This window comes from Pseudoalteromonas lipolytica, from assembly GCF_001306915.1.
In the GTDB taxonomy this organism is placed as follows: Bacteria; Pseudomonadota; Gammaproteobacteria; order Enterobacterales; family Alteromonadaceae; genus Pseudoalteromonas; species Pseudoalteromonas simplex.
The window spans coordinates 261804-280904 of record NZ_LJTC01000001.1; the positions used below are offsets into that span (position 1 = coordinate 261804).

Below are 19101 nucleotides of genomic sequence, written 5' to 3' on the forward strand. Positions count from 1 at the left end.
TGTATTACAAATATTACGTCCTGTAATCTGAATTATCGGTGAATACCTAGTCATTAAACTGTAATCATATGTAACGCAAATATGCTTATTTAATAGGCAGCTCCACAGTAAACACAACACCTGTGCCATCAGCTAAATTTTCTGCCAATACTTTACCGTGATGGTAATCGCAAATAAGCCTTACAATATAAAGACCTAAACCCAAGTGTGGCTGCTGCTGATGTTGCTGACTTCTCACCGAGACCATTGAGTCGAAAATGTGTTCAACTAAACCGTCAGGGAGCAAAGGCCCTTGGTTGCTGATTTTTAATAATGCATGCTGCTCTTGCTTGGTTAAGCTGACTGAAATTGTGCTTTGCGGGGTTTTAAACTCAAGTGCGTTGTTGATGAGCTTATCGAGTAATTGGGCAATAAATTCTGGTGCGCCACTAACATTTAACGGCTCTTTACAAAGCGACAATGTAAATAGGCTTTCACCATAGGTTATTTGATAGCCCTGCATGCAGCCGGTGATCACCTTGGTCAGGTCAAACTCTTCTGCCTCGGCACTTTGAATACTTTGTTCAAGGCGCGTTGCTTCACTCATGGTGGTAATAATTTTACCTAACCGCTCAACCCCTTCACTGGCACGGTCGAGGTATTTTTGACTCAGTTCAGATTGCGGCTGCATTTGTAAATTTTCAAGCGATGAGCGCACAACAGCCACGGGCGTACGCAGTTCATGGGAGAGTCGTGATGACATATTTTCTAAGTAATCAGTATAACCACTTAAACGGCTAACAATGTTGGCAAAGCTGCGAGAAAGATCGCCAATTTCGTCATTCGAATCGGCATAAGTAATTTTGCCGGTGATCCGCCCTTGAGCATCAATGGCTTGTTCGGCGTTGTCACGCAAGCGGCGAATACGGCTGGAAATTCTTGAAGCAAAAAAGAACAGTGTCACAGTACCAACAAGCATCACCGCTAAAATGACATTAAATAGCTTTTCTAACGATTTATTACGCAGAGTACGCACGCCGTTGGTGGTTTCTTCTGCGATTACTGCACCTATTACTTTGTCTTGGATCCAAATAGGGTAGGCCGCCGATAAAATAACGGCTTTGTTATCTGGGGTTAAGCGCCATGATGATGCGGGTTTACCATTTAAAGCGCTGGCTATGTGAGTACCTTGCATCGCTGCGACATCATGTAAGGTATCAATAAACTCATTTTCTGGGCGAGTTAAAATTTTATAGTAAAGTGGGTGTAAGTAATCTTGCTCAAAGCGTTGCCACCAGGTTGTTGCGGGCGCATCTTTTAGGCCGTCTGCCCAAACGCCATCGGCATGATGAATTGAGCCAGATTGTGCAAGTACACGATGATGGTTATCGACGACCCAAATTCGGCTGCCACTGTGGCCCATGCCTTTCAAGATACGGTTAATTTCTGGCGAAGGCACTAAAACAGAGCCGATATCATTGGGGTTTTGTAGATTTGAGGTCGACATAAGCTGAGGCTCAACCTTGTCTTCATCCCAATCTTCAATAGCAAAACCAAGCTTATTACCTAGCATCGAAAGTGGAAAACGCAGCTCTATGTTGTAACCCGCGTTGGTGCTTTTAAAATAGCCTTGGATTTTAGTGACCGGCTCTTGTGTAGCAGCATCAAAGGCATTAACCCAACCATCTTGGCGGGCAGCCACCACATAACTTTTAAACTCACCTTCAGGTGTTTTTAACATGATCTGTAAGTGATCATTACGGGTAAAGCTAAGCACATTTTTAGCACGATACACCAGTGAGCTGTCAGTGACTTTAAAAGCCGCATAGAGGTAGTTTTCGTATTTGCCCACCATATGATCAAAACTTAGATCACTATCATGATGCTCATGGCTTAACCCCTGTAAATAGCGCTCGTCGTAATGCCAAAATAGGTTTTGATAAGGCTGCCACTCTGACAATTTACCATCAAGTTGAATCGGGTTATTTAGGTTATAGGCATATAAATCTCGGCCTTTTACAACTTGATCTAAAAAGTTGGTTTGCGAGTCAAACAAAGCAGGGCGCTCATGTAATGCGGTTGCGAGTGCGCGGGTGGTGCCCACTAAGGTTTTTTCTTGCCCTTGTCTTAAGAATTTTTCCATTTCCCACACATATTCATAGCCAAGCCAAGGCAATAAAAATAAAAAGCAGGATAAGAAAATAAACTTTGTTCTAAGCCCCAAACGCAGCATTAAGCTTGCTCCCAGCGATAACCCATACCGTAAACGGTATCAATGCAGTCAAATGCACCATCTAAAGCAATAAACTTTTTACGAATGCGTTTTACGTGTGAGGTAATAGTGCTGTCATCAACATAAATTTTCGCATCACTCATTAATTCGTTGCGGCTTTTTACATGGCCTGGACGCTGTGCAAGTGAATGTACCATCCAAAATTCTGTCACAGTTAAATCAACCAGTTGCTCTTGCCAAAAAACCTGCATGCGCTGGGTATCTAACTTTAACGGGCCACGATGCAAAAGAGCAGTTTGATCGGCGGGTTGATCGAAAGCATCAAGGCGTCTAAACAAGGCACCAATGCGAGCAGCAAGATGCGCCATACTGATGTCTTTGGTTAAGTAATCGTCAGCACCCATGCGCAGGCCACATACGGTATCAATTTCGCTATCGCGGGCGGTTAAAAATATAATCGGTAAGGTTTTAGAAAGACTGCGTAATGTTTGGCAAAGTAAAAAACCACCATCCACTTCATGGCCAAGGCCAATATCAACAATGGCTAAATCTGGTAAAGATTGACTAAATGCTAATTCAGCACTGGCTCTGTCAGCAAAACCTACAACCTGATAGCCCTGAGCGCTGAGCATTTCAGTGTAGTTTTCGCGGATTGCTGTTTCATCTTCAACGATTGCTATTTTCTTCATTGTTAATACTTACTTAAATTCTTTCTATAGCGAACTATACCTAATTTTTTGCCTTGCGTACTGGCAAAAACGCGATTGCCATTTTTCTGCCACAATTGCTCAGCAGTTTGCCTTTTTTGATCCCCTTTATTGCCATTTCGACTTGTTTTAATAGCTCCATACCAAGTTCGCAACACCAACCAATGTTGCCAAGCAATTAAGTAGAAAAAGGATTAAACCATGAAAAAATTAATTATTGCCGCTGTTATCACATCTGCTGTATCTGTAGCCCCTTTTGCAGACGCTGCGAGTCAAGCTAAACAAGAAACACCAAAAGAAACTGCCATTGGCTTAGGTGCTGGTGCCGTTGTTGGCGGCCTAGTCGGCGGCCCAGTGGGGGCATTTATTGGCGCGTTTGCAGGTGGCTTAATTGGCGAAAAAGAAGCGGCAGACAACACCATTGATGAACAAGCACACGCATTAGTTGTAATGAAAGAGCAAACCGCTGATTACCAACAAGTAATTGCCGATAACGCAGCCTTAAGTGAGCAGCTTGAATTATTAGCTGACGAAAAAGAGCAGTTACTACAAGCTCAATTAAACACCTTATTGGCGATGACGGTACAGTTTAAAACTGGCTCTAGCGAAATTGCCCCACACTTTGCTAACCAGCTCAATAAAGTCGCACAGTTACTTATTGCTCAGCCAAATCTGGCTATCGACTTAAATGGCTTTGCAGATCAGCGTGGTGATGAGTTGGCTAATTTAATGCTCTCAAAACAGCGTGTAAATGCAGTGCAAAGCTACTTAATTAAACAAGGTGTGCCTCATACGCGCTTAACCGCTACCGCCTTTGGTGAGCAGCAAAGTGTTGCCGATTCAAATAACTACGAAGACAACGTGTTTGACCGCCGCGTAACCTTAACGACACGCCCTGTTTCACAAAGCAGCTTACGCACAGCACAAAGTAACCACTAATTCATCGGTCGATGGAGTGACATATTATGTTGAGTAACCGTACCAAAAGGCTCCTTTTTGGGAGCCTTTTTATCCTCTTATTAGGTTATGCTGTTAACCCTGCATTTGCAGCCAATGCCAGTGCCGAACTGCGATTTTATGATGAATCAAATAGCCAAGTGTCGTCGGGCTTATTAGTGAAAAACGATGTCACTATGACGCTCACTGGGCTTATTAATCATGTTGTTGTTAAACAGCGTTATCAAAACCCGCACCCGTTTGCCGTTAATGCCCGTTATGTGTTTCCGTTACCTGATGAAAGCGCAGTTCATGCCATGCAAATGCAAATTGGTGAGCGCATTATCACCGGTAACATTGCCCTTAAACAGCAGGCAGAACAGCAATTTGAGCAAGCCCAAAAACAGGGTAAACGCGCCGCTTTAGTACGTCAGCAACGCGCGAACATTTTCTCTACTGATGTAGCAAACCTTGGAGCAGGGGAAGAGATTGAAATTACCTTGCAATACCAAGAGATAATCGGTTTTCGAGATGGTGTGTTTTCACTGCGTTTTCCAACCACTATTACGCCGCGCTACGAACCTTTAACGGCAGAACTGCAGCAAAAAGTGAATCTAGAAACAAAAGACACAGAACAACAGAGCGACGCAACAGCTGATACAGCGCAATTGGCATCAGCGTGGCTAAAGCCTGTTTTTCATCGTGCACAAAGCCAAGAGTCTGATGCGAGCCTAAACCTTGCTATTTCGATGGATATTGGCCTTGAGCTGAGTGATATCAGCGCTAATTTAGCGGGCATGCAAATCGATAACCCAAGCTTTGGTCGGTACCAGTTATCACTTAATCGTGATGTTCCGATGGATAGAGACTTTGAGCTGACATTTAAGCCCCTTGATAAAGCCCACTCTCAGGCTGCATTTTTTACCGAAACAGTAGCAGGGCAAGAATATGGTTTACTGATGTTAGTACCGCCAAGCGATCACTTTACCTCGCAAGCTCGTCTGCCTCGTGAAATGGTGTTTGTTGTAGATACCTCTGGCTCAATGCATGGCCAATCAATGGAGCAGGCTAAACAAGCCTTGTTTTATGCCCTTTCATTATTGGATGAAAATGACAGTTTTAACATCATAGGCTTTGATAATGAAGTGTCGGTATTAAGTGACACGCCAATGATTGCCAATGACTTTAACATTCGCCGTGCAGAACGCTTTATTTATGGCTTACAAGCCGATGGCGGCACCGAAATAGCAAAAGCACTGACTCAGGTACTTGATGGTAAACACCATGATGGCTTTGTTCGCCAAGTGGTGTTTTTAACCGATGGCAGTGTGGGTAACGAAACGCAGCTATTTAAACAAATTCAAACAGATTTAGGTGACAGCCGACTCTTTACCGTCGGTATTGGTAGCGCACCTAATAGCTTTTTTATGACCAGAGCTGCGGATATTGGCCGTGGTACATTCACTTTTATAAGTAGCACCAGCCAAGTACAGCCCAAAATGCAGCTGCTATTTGATAAGCTAGCCCATCCCGCGGTTACAGAGCTTGCACTTGAAGGCGACAAAGCAGCACTAGAGTATTGGCCATCGCCATTACCTGACTTGTATTTTTCAGAGCCGGTTTTGGTTGCTGTGAAGCTTGATGGCAGTCAGCACTTAACATTAAAGGGGCAGACAAACACAGGGCCAATGACGATTAATTTAGCAACGGCCAATGCCGCAAACGGCGAAGGTATCGCTAGACTCTGGGCAAGACAAAAAATTAAGTCACTACTGCTTTATAATGAAAAGGATGCGGTACGCGCAGAAGTTGAGACATTAGCACTTCAGCATCATTTACTTAGCCCTTTTACAGCCTTTATTGCAGTTGATAACTATGCGGATAATGAGATTGCAGAGCGTTCAATGCAAGTGAGAAACAAACTTCCTAACGGCATGACGCTACCGCAAACCGACGGACAAAGCCGCGTGTTTATGCTAATCGGGTTACTATTACTCGCTTTTTCGTGGTTATGGCAATGGCGACGCTAAAAAAAGCGCTGCCAGTTTGCAGCGCCTTACTTGGCATCGCATTGTTTGTGAATGGTGGCTATATGCAGGCGAAAGCTTGGCTGGCTCAGGCTCTGATTGAATCTGCTTGGCAGCAAGCTTTGCAAAGTCCTAATCAGCAAGTGAGGCCTTGGTTTTACGCCGATGGTTATGTCACTGCACACATAGAATGGCCAAGCCAGCAGCAAGAATTGACTGTACTTGCTGGTGCATCGGGGCGAAACCTCGCGTTTGCCCCCGGGCATTTTTTGCCAAGCGGTGAACTTGGCAGCACAAATGGGGTGCTGATTGCGGGTCATAACGACACCCACTTTGCATTTCTAAAACATGTCAAAGTGGGTGAGCAATTCAGTATGCAATTGCAAAATGGCCAAATTGAACACTATCAAGTTCGCAGCATTGATGTTATTCATCAAAGCGAGCAAGGGTTTTTAGCACAATCAGGCCTTTATTTATTAACCTGTTACCCTTTTGACTCGTTAGCTTCAGGGACTGATTTTAGATTATTGGTGTCGGCTGATAAATTATCGTCTACGTCAACTTTCAGTTCTTGATGACGTTGGCTAACAATAACACCGGCAAATACCACCGCAATACTCACCCATTGCCAAAGTGTCAGAACTTCGCCAAGTAAAATGGCAGACAAAATCAACGCAAAAATTGGAATGAGGTTTGAGTAAGCGGCAGCGGTTAATACCGACACCTTACTGATGGCGTAATTGTACATGCCATAGCCGCCTAAAGTGACACATGAGCCTAAATATAAAATGCTCAGTAGGGCACTTAAATCGTGCTGGTTTTCGCTGGGTAGTTCGATGAAAAATAAAAAAGGCGCGAAGAACAAGCTACCACTAAACCCTTGAATTGCTATTAAGGTCAGCGGTGAGTAACGAGCGACTAAGTGTTTTACGCTCACGGTATAAAACGCGGCGCATACCATCGCCATCAACTCTAAAAAGTTACCAAGCAGTGGGTTAGGGGCTTGCTCTGTGCTTGGTGATAATAGCGTTAATAAAATACTGCCACCAATACATAAGGTAAAACCAACGACGATGGCTTTACTGATGTACTCTTTTAATATTAAGAACGCCAAAATAGCGACGATAATTGGTAAGCAAGAGACTATTACCCCAGCTTGCGATGCTGAAGTGTATTCAAGGGCATGCCCCTCAAATAAATAATAAAAGCAAGGCTCAGCCAGTGACATACCAATTAAGTACTTCCAGTCACCTGGTTTGAATTCAAAGCGAATTATATAGCGCCATAAACATAAGCTAATCAATAACGTGGTTAGCATTCTTAAAAAAATCACTAACACAGGATCATAAACATTGATTGCATGCTTTAATGCAATGTAGGAGCTACCCCATAAAAAGGTCGCGATAATTAAGCATAAACTGGCTGGCATAGGCGTCGCTATTGAGTAAAAAAACGAGAGCGCGATCCTAGCATGAATTTTTTTAACTTGTTCAAAAACTGTTAGCTGGTATATATATACCCAAACTACCTCAAGATGCAGAATATAAGAATCAAATGCAAAGGCCACACGTCGTTGTTGTAAAGCTGGGCACAAGCGTGCTGACAGGCGGTACCGACAAATTAGATAAAGCACACATGGTTGAACTTGTTCGCCAATGTTGTGAATTAAAAAAACAGGGTTATCAGGTTGTTTTAGTATCAAGCGGCGCGGTTGCTGCAGGTCGCGAGCAACTCATTACCCCCTGTGGTCGTTCTTTGATTGAAAAACAAATGCTTGCCGCAATTGGCCAAGGGCAGCTTATTCATATTTGGCAGAGTCTGTTTGCTTTGTATGGTGTGAATGTAGGGCAAATGCTACTGACCCGCGCCGATGTAGAAGACCGTGAACGTTACTTAAATGCTCGCGATACTTTAAATGCACTACTCGCTCACAATGTGGTGCCAATTATCAACGAGAACGACGCTGTAGCCACCGCCGAAATTAAAGTCGGTGATAACGATAACTTATCTGCTTTAGTCGCAATATTAGCGAATGCTGAAAAGCTGTTATTGTTAACTGACCAAGAAGGCTTATTTACAGGCGATCCTCGCTCTGATGCCAATGCAACACTTATCAATGAAGTTGAGCATATTAATGATGAGCTTAGAGAGCTCGCTGGTGGCAGTGGCACCACCCTAGGTACCGGTGGTATGGCAACCAAACTGCAAGCAGCCGATATTGCACGTCGCGCCGGTGTTGAGGTAATTATTGCCAAAGGCGCAGGCAAAAATGTGATTTTAAATTGCATGGCCGACAAGCTCCCTGGTACACGCTTTTTAAAACTCACCGCACCAAAAGATGGCCGCAAAAAATGGTTACTTGCAGGGCCTAAAAGCACGGGGCAATTAGTGATTGATGATGGCGCAAGCCTTGCGCTTAGAGAACGTGGCGCAAGCTTACTGGCAAAAGGCGTAAAGACTGTGAAAGGGCAGTTTGAGCGTGGTGATGTGATTGAAGTGGTGACCTGCCAAGGGCAATGTATTGCTAAAGGCCTTGTTAACTTTAACCATCAAGAAATTGATCAAATAAAAGGCTGTCATTCATCGCAAATAACTGAGTTGCTTGTATTTGCACCAAGCAGTGAAGTCATTCATCGAGATGATATGATTTTGTTATAGTTTTTTAGTAATTCTAGCAAACTTAACTAAACTAAAGTTATGTTTTATTTTGGGGGCTTCTAAATGGCTTCTAATGCTTGCGGGCATGACTGGGTAGTCACTATAACGCAACAGGAAGAAGAGCCTGAGTTAGACAGTGCACTGATAAATGCTGTTGCTGAATTAGGTGAGTTTACACGTTTTGCAATCTATATTAATAAAACCTTTAATATTGGTCTTCCCGCACGGCTGTTAAATAAGAACACAGCCATTGAGGAGCTTAGCGAGCAAGAAGTCCTAGACTTATTGGCAAAAGTCAGTCGCAATAAAATTCGGATTAGCCGTGATTGTGGGGTGATATCGACATATGTGCCAATTTATTACACTGGCAATGTTGTCGGTATACTTGTTGTTGAATCTGATAAAGAGTTAACCGAGCGCTGCAGTATGCTAGCTATTTATATGCTGAATATCTATGCGAATCAGCTCTCTTTATTACATAAATCACAGCAGGATCCACTTACGGAACTTCTTAACAGGCAAACATTTGATAAAAAAGTGATTGAGATAGCTGCCAATACAGCGGTCGAGCATGACTCTAAGCAGTGTCATTGGTTCCTTGCTATGGTCGATATTGATCATTTTAAACGTGTTAATGATAACTATGGTCATGTAATTGGTGATGAGGTTATTTTACTTGTGGCACAGCTTTTAAAAAATAACTTTCGTATTGAAGATTACGTTTTTCGCTACGGCGGCGAAGAGTTTTCTGTGTTATTTCAAGCAAGTGACGAGCTAGATGCACGAAATGCACTTAATCGTTTTCGCTCCTGTGTTGCCCAATACCCATTTCCTCAAGTAGGCAACTTAACAGTGAGTAGTGGTTTTATGCCAATCTACGAGTTTGAAATGGTTGCCAGCCTTGTGCAAAAAGCCGATCAGGCCTTATACCATTCTAAAAACAGCGGTCGTAATTGTGTCACTGCCTATTCCGAACTAGATATTCAACAAAGCCAACCTCAAGATGATTCAATTGAGCTGTTTTAAGGTGTTGCAGCGCGCTTAGCTGTGTTAAAATTGCTCACTATTTTTTTGAACCCTATGAGAAGGTAAGATGAAGTTTGTTCGTTGGTTGTTAGGCCGCATCATTTTGTTTTTTGATTTTGTATTCACGCCACGTAGTAAAAAGCGCCCGGCAGCAGAGCAAGCCGCGCTTGATTCAGTGACATCACAATTTAAACTATATCAATTTAAAGCCTGTCCATTTTGCGTGAAAGTACGTCGTGCCATAAAACGTCAAGGCCTTTCAGTTGAAACCCGTGACGCCAAAGATAACGAGCAATTTCGCCAAGAGCTATTAGAGCAGGGCGGAAAAGTAAAAGTTCCTTGTTTACGCATTGAAGAAAACGGCCAAGTGACTTGGTTGTATGAATCAAACGATATCATTGCTTATTTAGATAAAGTCGCGGCATAAAGCGGCTTTTCACTTCGATTATAGCCCGTGCTGTGCTAGCATTTGGGCAAATTTTTTAATTGTCTTTTGAGAGATATAACCATGACAATTCGCACCCGTGTTGCTCCGTCACCGACTGGCGACCCGCACCTAGGTACTGCATATATCGCATTATTTAACTACTGTTTTGCTAAGCAGCAAGGCGGTGAGTTTGTGTTACGTATTGAAGATACAGACCAAGTTCGTAGTACGCCAGAATCAGAGCAAGCTATTATGGATAGCTTACAATGGTTAGGCTTAAACTGGGATCACGGTCCAGATGTAGGCGGTGAGTTTGGCCCATACCGTCAATCTGAGCGTAGCGATTTATATAAGAAATTCGCGCATCAGTTAGTTGAACAGGGTAAAGCTTTTTACTGTTTTGCTACGAGCGAAGAACTAGACCAAATGCGTGAAGAGCAAATGGCCGAAGGTCTACGCCCTAAATACGATGGTCGTGGTTTAAATCTTTCTGAAGATGAAATTAAAGCAAACCTTGAAGCGGGTAAGCCTTACGTAATCCGTATGAAGATCCCAAGCGAAGGCACGTTTAAGTTTAACGACTACCTACGTGGCGAAATTGAGATCCCATGGGAAAATGTAGACATGCAAGTGCTACTTAAAGCAGATGGTTTCCCAACTTACTTCCTTGCCAACGTTGTTGATGATCATCACATGCAAATTAGCCACATTTTCCGTGGTGAAGAGTGGATCAATTCAGCGCCTAAGCTATTAAAATTATATGAAGACTTCGGTTGGGAAGCGCCAGTATTAGGTCACTTACCGTTACTGCGTAACCCAGATAAGTCAAAATTATCGAAGCGTAAAAACCCAACTTCAATCAACTACTATAAAGAAATGGGTTACCTTCCAGAGGCACTATTAAACTATTTAGGCCGTATGGGTTGGTCAATGCCAGACGAGCGTGAAAAGTTCACCTTAGCAGAGATGATTGAACACTTTGATATGAAACGAGTGTCGCTTGGCGGCCCAATTTTCGATATCGATAAGCTTAGTTGGTTAAACGGTATGTGGATCCGTGAAAACTTATCTGATGCAGAGCTAATGCAGCGTTTTGTTGATTGGAAATTTAATACCGAGCTATTCGCTAAAGTATTGCCAGAAGCTAAAACACGTATTAATACGCTTTCTGACATGGTTGACCTTGCGGGCCACTTTGTAGGTGGTATTCCAAGTTATGATCCTGCGCTATTAACAGCAGGTAAAGCTGATGAAGATGTAATCCGTCAAGCATTACAGTTCTTCATCTGGCAATTAGAAGGTTTACGTAGTTGGGAAAAACCAGCGATTTTTGCTATCGCAAAAGAAGTGGCGACTTTCCATGAGTTGAAGATTAAAGACTTCCTAGAGCCAATCTTTGTGGCTATCACAGGTAAGACATCTTCAACATCAGTACTTGATGCGATGGAAATTTTAGGCTCTGACTTATCGCGTGCTCGTTTACGTGTTGCTTTAGCACATCTTGGTGTGTCTAAAAAGCAAGCGAAAAAAATTGAGCGTGCATACCGCGATTATCCGCAAGCTTAATCATCCTTTAGTTTTACAAACCGAGCTTTATGCTCGGTTTTTTTATATTTAAATCAAAGTTACCCCAGATTTAACTTGTAAATAGTGACTGCTCTAATAGTATTAAACATGCACAATTTATCACTTGTATGAATATCTTAAGAAAGCAGTATAAGGTGACTGCAAGCGAGGGATTTTTGAAGCTAAGGCAAATGCTTTAGTCAGTTTTCAAGGAGAAAGTGATGTTTAAATACATACTGGCCTGCGTGGCCATTTTAGGCTTAAGTTTACCAAGTGTCGCTGCTGATAAACCCAATGTACTTGTTATTTGGGGTGATGATGTTGGTATGTGGAACATTAGTGCCTATCATCGAGGCATGATGGGAGGCAGTACCCCAAACATTGATAGCATTGCTAATGATGGCATGATATTTATGGACCATTATGCACAGGCCTCGTGCACTGCTGGCCGCGCTGCATTTATTACTGGTCAGTATCCTATGCGTACAGGTCTCAGTACAGTAGGTCTTCCTGGCGCATCACAAGGTTTGCAAGAGAAAGATCCAACCTTAGCAACCATGCTCAAATCAAAAGGTTACGTTACAGGCCAATTCGGTAAAAATCACTTAGGTGATCGTGATGAACACTTACCTACAAATCATGGCTTTGATGAATTTTTTGGTATCTTATATCACCTCAATGCGGGTGAGTATCCAGAGCAGCAAGATTATCCTCAAGACGCTAAAACACAAGAAAAGTTAGGCTTAAAAATGCGTGGAGTCATTCATTCAAAAGCGCTTGGAAATGGCAAACAAGAGATTAAAGATCTTGGCCCATTTGGAAAAGAGCGTCAGCGTAATTTAGACCAAGAAGTACTTGTAGAGTCAAAACGCTTTATTCGTGATGCAGTAAAACAGAATAAACCTTTCTTCGTGTGGCATAACACAACTCGAATGCATTACCAAACTAACCTTAATAAAGCTTATGACGGTAAAACTGGCTTTGGTTTATATGCTGATGGTATGGCCGAAATGGATGATGATGTAGGTGAATTACTTAACTTACTTGATGAACTTAAAGTCGCTGATAACACAATAGTGATGTTTTCTACCGACAACGGTGCCGCATCAAACTCATGGCCAGATGGTGGTAATCAGCCATTTCATGGTGAAAAAGGCGTTGGTGGCTGGGAAGGTGGCTTCAGAGTACCTATGGTTGTTAAATGGCCGGACCATATTCCTAAAGGTGTGAGCACAGGTGAGTTCATGACAATGGAAGATTGGATGCCAACGATTATGTCGTGGATTGGTGATAAAGATTTAAAAGCTAATTTATTAAAAGGTACCAAAATCAATGGTCAAAAGTATAAGGTTCATTTAGATGGTTTCGATCAAAGTGATATCTTACTAAACAATGGTAAAACAAAGCGTAAAGAGTTTTATTACTTCACCGAAACGACCTTTCATGGAATGCGTTACGGTGACTGGAAATTAATCTTTACGGAACAAAATCATTGGTTTAGGTCTACACAGCAAGCCCTTACTACACCTTATATTATTAACTTAAAAATGGATCCATTTGAGCGTTTCATTGATGCTAGGGGGTATGATGAGTGGGCAGAAAACCGTAGTTGGATTTTAGGCCCAGCAGGTAATCAAATTGCAGAGTTTGTAAAAACCTTTAAGGCATTTCCGCCTAGTCAAGAGAGTATGTCAGTACAAGTGGGTAGTGTTGCTGAAATGATTTCTCAGCAAGCGTTAAACCGCTAAAAACGATAGGCTTTACCAGAACACAATGTTGCAAAATGACAGTTTTGCTCATCGCTGGTAAAGCCTTTACTGCTTCGAATTTGAAAACCATGAGCCAGCTCAAGTTATAGTTGCATAAGAGTTATACGATTTACCACTGCATAATCATAATTAATTGATTAATAAATCAATTTTATCTTCATTTCTTACCTAAATTAAATATGCTACTTCTATTTTGTATTCAGAGATATTGTATATAGAAACGCTATATTAGCCCACCTTTGGTAACTTTAATGTTAACAGTGTGTACAAAACGCTACACGAATGTACGTCATTTTTGATTCTCCCTGTGGTTATATTGTTACTACAAGCGTTGAAATGGAAATTCAAAAAGCTTGAATAACTATTCAAATTAACTATCCAGGGGATACTTTATGAAAGTCAAAACACTTTCGATCGCTGTTGCTGCAGCTCTCTATAGTGCTAGTGCTGCACATGCAGTCGGTGTTGAGAACAATCAAGTTAAGCACCAATTAAAAGCACCAAATATTACATTTGAAGAAGTGAAAGCATTTTCCAAAGAGTTCGAGCAAGGTAACTCTTCAAGCATGCTACAAAACGATGGTTTAAATGTTCAATTAAATAGTCAAGCAAGCAAATTTAAAGAAGAAGGTCTGGGTGGCGAACATATTTATATTATTCGTTTACGTGATAACTCTGTTGCTCTTGAAGCTAGAGACTTAACTTCGTCTTTATCAAAATCTATGCAAGCTCAAGGTATTACCAAAGTTTTTGAAAAAGGTCAGGCTGCAATTTCAGCCGTTACAGAATATCAAAACAAGCTTTATTCGAAACAACGTGCTGTTATGCAAAACGTAACGGCAGTTACAGGGCGTACAGAGATGCGCCGTCAATTCACTAAAGCGCTAAATGGTTTCTCTGTAAAAATGACAGAGCAAGAGGCATTACAGGTCGCTTCGCTTGGCTCTGTTGTATCAGTAATGCGTTCTAAAAATTATGATTTACTTTCAGATGAAGGCCCTAAGCACATCGGTGCTGATCAAATTTGGGATGGAACAAGTGTTCCAAGTGGGATCAAGGGCAAAGGTGAAGGCCAAATCATAGGTATTATTGATACAGGTATTAATTCAGATCACCCGTCATTTGCAGCTGTGGGTGCTGATGGTTATGAGCATGAAAACCCATTTGGTGCGGGCGTTTATGTTGGTGACTGTGTTGAAGAGCCAGAAGAGATTCAATGTAATAACAAACTAATTGGTGTACGTTCTTACGATGTGATCACAGATGCGTTTGATGCCATGATCCCAGGCTGGCCGGCGATTGGTGAAGATTATCAAGGTCATGGTTCGCATGTTGCGTCAACTGCGGCAGGTAACGTAGTCAAAGACGTTCCATATATGCTACCTAGTTTTGGTGAAAATACTGATGGCAATATCTTGAAAGAGGGTTTATTCCCTGAAATCTCAGGTGTTGCACCGCATGCAAATATTATTTCTTATCAAGTATGTTACCCATCAAGTGAAGAATACGCAGGTTGTCCTGGTGAAGCGTTAGTTGCTGGTATTGAAGATGCAATTTCTGATGGGGTTGATGTAATCAACTTCTCAATTGGTGGAGCCGATTCAAACGTTTGGGCCGATCCAGTACAACTTGCATTCTTAGCAGCGCGTGAAGCGGGCATCAACGTTGCCGCGGCAGCAGGTAACAGCGGTCAGGGGTGTGGCGCAGCTGAATGTTTTGGCTATTTAGATAACTCGTCACCGTGGCTTGCGCAAGTTGCAGCAACAACACATGGTCGTACTGTTGTCGTTGAAACTGCTGTTGAATATGCGGGCTTTGCTGATGAAACGATGGGTTCTGAAGTACCAAGTTGGTCAGATATGGGGTTAGTTGGCGGTGCCATTAATAGCGAAGAAATTACCGGCGTTGTTGTCTGGGCTAAAGACTATGAAGACGTCAATGGCTTTAAAGACTCTGATGGATACTGTACTGCCGATTATCCTGAAAATACGTTTAATTTCTACAAAGATGGGACAGAAATAGCTGGTGCGGCTGATGGCAGCACGAATGTTATTGTAATCTGTCAACGTCACTCAGCTACAGATACAGCTGCCAATGCCCGTACCGCAAAAGTAGATCATGTAAAAGCCGGTGGCGCTGATGGTTTCATTATGTTCAACCGTGACAGTGATCAAGCTACAGTACCTGAGGCTTACTCATTACCAGGCGTTCATTTTACCTATGATCAATGGAATGGTGTGTGGCCCGATGACGGTTTAGAAGATTGGGTTGATAGCACATCAGAGAAAGGTCATATGATCACTATTAAGCCAACAGTGATTGAGCGCCGTGTTGATGCTGAAGATGCTGATTGGTTAGCAACCTTCTCATCGCGTGGTCCATCTTATTCGAATGTTGAAGTACTAGCTCCAACACTTGCAGCTCCTGGTGTTGATATTTATGCGGCATACTCTGATGAGCATCCTTTTGTGGCACCACATGGTCAAGATTATGCAGCGATTAGCGGCACGTCTATGGCATCACCTCATGTTGCCGGTGCAATGGCATTACTGCGTCAGATTCATCCTGAGTGGAGTGCAGCCGAGATTCAATCTGCACTATCAATGACTGCCGAAAACGTAGTTAAGTACCATCGTTTAAACAGTGAAAATGATGTTGTTGCTGATGCTAAAATTTACCGTGCTGGTGCAGGTCGAATCAATGTTGCATTAGCAGCTGAAGCTGGTTTTGTTATGGACGAAACAGCCGACAACTTCTTAGCGGCTGATCCATATAATGGCGGTACACCTCACAAACTTAACTTACCAAATTTGGTTAACTTTTCTTGTGCACCAGAGTGTCAATGGGTTCGAACTATCAAAGCAACAGAAGATGGAACCTGGACTGTAAGCCATGAAGATGTTGAAAACTGGGCATTTGATGTTAATTCACAAACCGCTCAAAATGGTGTGAATATTGATATCTTCCCGAAAACTTTCTCACTGAAAAAAGGTGAAACGCAAACAATCATTGTTAAAGCATCAATCATGGATACCCAAGATTGGTTTAGTAACTCAGAAGTTGAGCTTCATACCAACCTTGTGTTCCAAGCTGAAGAAGCTGGTATCCCAGATGCACATTGGCCAGTAGCGTTTAAATATGACCGCGGTAATTTACCATCTTCATTAGAAACAACTGCTCATTCAAATGTAGGCACTTATGTTGCTAAAGGTATTGTATTACCGAGTGTTGAAGCACCTGTTGCACGCGCATATGAGCCGGTTAAAGCTGATATCACTACAGTAACTTTGCCAAAAGATGATGAGCGTACTTTCCCGTGGGCCATGAATCGAACAGAAGAAGTTGATGCTAGTGATATTCTAGATGAAGCAACATTTACTAAGTTTGTTACTGTGCCTGCGAACGCAAAACGTTTTATTGCTGAAAGCGTAGGTGTTGAATCCGAGTTAGAAGGTACTTTAAAAGTCGGTAATGCTATCGTCTATGTAGGTAAAGATTATAACGGTGATGGTATTGTTCAGCCGCAAGACGAGATCTTATGTGTATCTAACCATATCATTTACAATAACTTCTGTAATATTAACAACCCAGAAGAAGGTGAATACTGGGTTGTAATTTACAACTCAAATGAATCATCGGTTGGTGCGTTAGAAGAAACCTTTAAACTTGCCACAGCCGTTGTGTCTGACCAAGAGGCGTCAGGAATGACAGCCAGTCTTCCTAGCAGTGATGGTCAAAACACTGTTGAAATGACTGTTAATTGGGATATGGAATTTGATTCAGACAGCGTTTACTACTCTTTGCTTGATGTGGGCACATCAGCCGTAAATCATGGCAACCTAGGCTCTATTCCATTTAAGCTTAACCGTGGCAATGATGTTGCTCATCTTGATGCGCCATATACAGGTGCAAAAGTGGGCGATATGGTGCCTTACACATTTGAAGTATTAGCGAATAACTCAGGTATAGATCGTGAGTTCTCACTAGAACTTAATATTCCTGCTGGTCTTGATATCAAAGCAGAAAATGTAATGGTTTCAACAGCATCTGAAATCAACGTTGAAATTGCTGATGGTAAAGTGATTGTAACGGGCACACAAGCGGATACCCGAGATGTAGAGCCAGATTACATCGTCACTGATAACATCACTGATGAAATGTGTCGTACACCTGATTTTGGTAACTCAAACCCAGGCGGTTATGTCGACTTATCTGAGTTTGGCATTATGCCTATGCTTTCAGGCTTCGATGAAAGTAATCTATATAATTCACGAAGTGGTTATTCGTTACCAATAGCAAGCTTTTACAATGGTGCATTTGACACATTCAGTCTGTATAACAATGCTGATAATACAAATATCCAAAACTCGATAATTCAAATTCGTGGTATGGGGACAGTGAATACAGGCGGTAGTCGTTACTTCTTCCCAGTGCATAATCCATTTCCTTATGAAACATTCCCTTATGAGAATATGGGTCCATTATGGCGTGGTTGGGAGTTTGCAGAGAGCGGCTTATTACGTTCAGTAATGTCAGTGGGTTTATCGTCTAACGAAGGGATCTCACTTGCAAGTACAACAACAGGTTGGGGTATTATTGAGTGGGATAACGCGTCAGATTACGACAACCCTGTTTATGATCGTGAAACGGGTCAATACACTTACACTAAACGTGATAACTCATTTGACTTCCAAGTGTTATTTAATGCCAATACGCGCTTTGGTAAAGGCGAGCATGAAATTTACTATGCATACGATAATTTAGATTTTGGTACTACTCGTCCTGCTGGAAGTATCGGTTTACAAGGTTTCCGCGGTGCACAATATCAATACGGTCCTCTTGAAAGCTATCGCGGTATTCAGATTGCTTATAACAACTTAGATGAAGTAATCAGCGATGGATACGTAGTATGTATGGACTATGTTGGTCCAGAGTCATCACAATTTGAAGTCACCGCATGGGCCGAAGTTATGCCAACCGCTACAGGTCAAACACTTGAAGTTGCAGCTAAAGCAGCAATCTCGGGTCTGAATGACATGACTTCAACTGCAACACTGGCGATCCCTGGTAACATCACAGTGATTGCACTTGATGATATGGTGACAGAAGAGTACACATCTATTTCATTTGAGGTTCAGCATATCGATGAGATGAATTCAAGAAATGAAATATCTGTAATTGCAGATAACGCAAGCTATGAAGTAGATGGTGATACGGTAACCATCACCCCTGAACAATATTTCTATGGCGATATTGATGTAACGGTTGTGGTTTCTGATATAGAAAACCCAACTGATAAAGCTGAAACATCATTTGTCTTAACTGTTAACTCAGATGGTGTTGATAAACCAACTGCTGTGACACCAGAGTCAAAAGAAAAAGGAGGCTCAAGCGGCTCTTTAGCATGGATAACAGTGTTATTAGCTGGTTTTGCCGGTCTTCGTCGCCGTATGAAACGAGACTAAACACTCCCTAAGTGTGTTATGTAGCAAAGGGCCTTCGGGCCCTTTTTTTGTCATTGAGTAAATTAAATAATGGAATTTAATAACTAAAACTGAAAACCTATGTAGCAAAATGTACAAGTTGTTTAATATTTTTTTCAGTATGTTAGTTTGACGATAGTAGATAAAATAAGTCATTTTACTGCGTTGTGTGGCAAAAAAATTATACAAAAATGTATGCAAACGCTATGATCGCCCCAGCACAGAAAGGGCTAAAAGAGTTTTAGTTTATTAAGTTAGTATAGTAGTCGTTTATTACGGCATTAAGGTGA

General features: G+C 42.1%; 12 protein-coding genes. 9 read left to right on the forward strand and 3 right to left on the reverse strand.

Annotated elements, in window-relative coordinates:
• Positions 1-85: 85 nt before the first annotated feature.
• Together pdsS and pdsR are read right to left on the reverse strand one after the other, a co-directional pair.
• Entirely contained in the window at positions 86-2212 is a 2127-nt protein-coding gene (gene pdsS / locus AOG27_RS01230; RefSeq protein ID WP_054551196.1) for a proteobacterial dedicated sortase system histidine kinase, read from the reverse strand.
• Positions 2212-2901: a proteobacterial dedicated sortase system response regulator gene (pdsR, locus tag AOG27_RS01235; RefSeq protein ID WP_054551197.1), complete on the reverse strand. Its 690-nt coding sequence runs from the start codon at positions 2899-2901 to the stop codon at positions 2212-2214. The genes pdsS and pdsR overlap by 1 nt, the downstream gene beginning before the upstream one ends.
• A 219-nt stretch (positions 2902-3120) precedes the next feature.
• On the opposite strand from pdsR, the gene pdsO reads away from it, so the two are divergent.
• Genes pdsO through AOG27_RS01250 form a run of 3 tightly spaced genes read left to right on the forward strand, consistent with a single transcriptional unit; the run spans position 3121 to position 6457 of the window.
• Positions 3121-3858 carry a sortase-associated OmpA-like protein PdsO gene (pdsO, locus tag AOG27_RS01240; protein WP_054551198.1) on the forward strand — a complete coding sequence of 246 codons (738 nt, stop codon included), beginning with the start codon at positions 3121-3123 and terminating at the stop codon, positions 3856-3858.
• 26 nt (positions 3859-3884) lie between these two features.
• Complete coding sequence (locus AOG27_RS01245) at positions 3885-5885, forward strand: marine proteobacterial sortase target protein (protein WP_054551199.1); 2001 nt, start codon at positions 3885-3887, stop codon at positions 5883-5885.
• A complete protein-coding gene (locus AOG27_RS01250; protein WP_082389160.1) occupies positions 5873-6457 on the forward strand; it encodes a class GN sortase in 585 nt (194 codons plus the stop codon). The genes AOG27_RS01245 and AOG27_RS01250 overlap by 13 nt, the downstream gene beginning before the upstream one ends.
• Here AOG27_RS01250 and AOG27_RS01255 read toward each other — a convergent pair.
• On the reverse strand, positions 6367-7311 hold the full coding sequence (locus AOG27_RS01255; protein ID WP_054551338.1) for a DMT family transporter: 945 nt from the start codon (positions 7309-7311) through the stop codon (positions 6367-6369). The genes AOG27_RS01250 and AOG27_RS01255 overlap by 91 nt on opposite strands.
• A 125-nt stretch (positions 7312-7436) precedes the next feature.
• Between AOG27_RS01255 and proB the strand changes: the two genes are divergently transcribed.
• The 6 genes from proB (at position 7437) to AOG27_RS21835 (ending at position 18793) form a co-directional block, all read left to right on the forward strand.
• Positions 7437-8540, forward strand: a complete 1104-nt coding sequence (gene proB, locus AOG27_RS01260) for a glutamate 5-kinase (protein ID WP_054551200.1) — start codon at positions 7437-7439, stop codon at positions 8538-8540.
• Positions 8541-8603: 63 nt separating this feature from the next.
• Positions 8604-9566, forward strand: coding sequence for a GGDEF domain-containing protein (locus AOG27_RS01265; protein WP_054551201.1), 963 nt, complete (start codon positions 8604-8606; stop codon positions 9564-9566).
• 67 nt (positions 9567-9633) lie between these two features.
• Positions 9634-9993, forward strand: coding sequence for a glutathione S-transferase N-terminal domain-containing protein (locus tag AOG27_RS01270; protein ID WP_054551202.1), 360 nt, complete (start codon positions 9634-9636; stop codon positions 9991-9993).
• 81 nt (positions 9994-10074) lie between these two features.
• On the forward strand, positions 10075-11559 hold the full coding sequence (gltX, locus tag AOG27_RS01275) for a glutamate--tRNA ligase (RefSeq protein ID WP_054551203.1): 1485 nt from the start codon (positions 10075-10077) through the stop codon (positions 11557-11559).
• Positions 11560-11780: 221 nt separating this feature from the next.
• Positions 11781-13307, forward strand: coding sequence for an arylsulfatase (locus tag AOG27_RS01280; protein ID WP_054551204.1), 1527 nt, complete (start codon positions 11781-11783; stop codon positions 13305-13307).
• A gap of 413 nt (positions 13308-13720) precedes the next feature.
• The gene (locus tag AOG27_RS21835) at positions 13721-18793 is read left to right on the forward strand and encodes a S8 family serine peptidase (RefSeq protein WP_054551205.1); all 5073 of its coding nucleotides are present in this window, start codon (positions 13721-13723) and stop codon (positions 18791-18793) included.
• Positions 18794-19101: the final 308 nt, after the last annotated feature.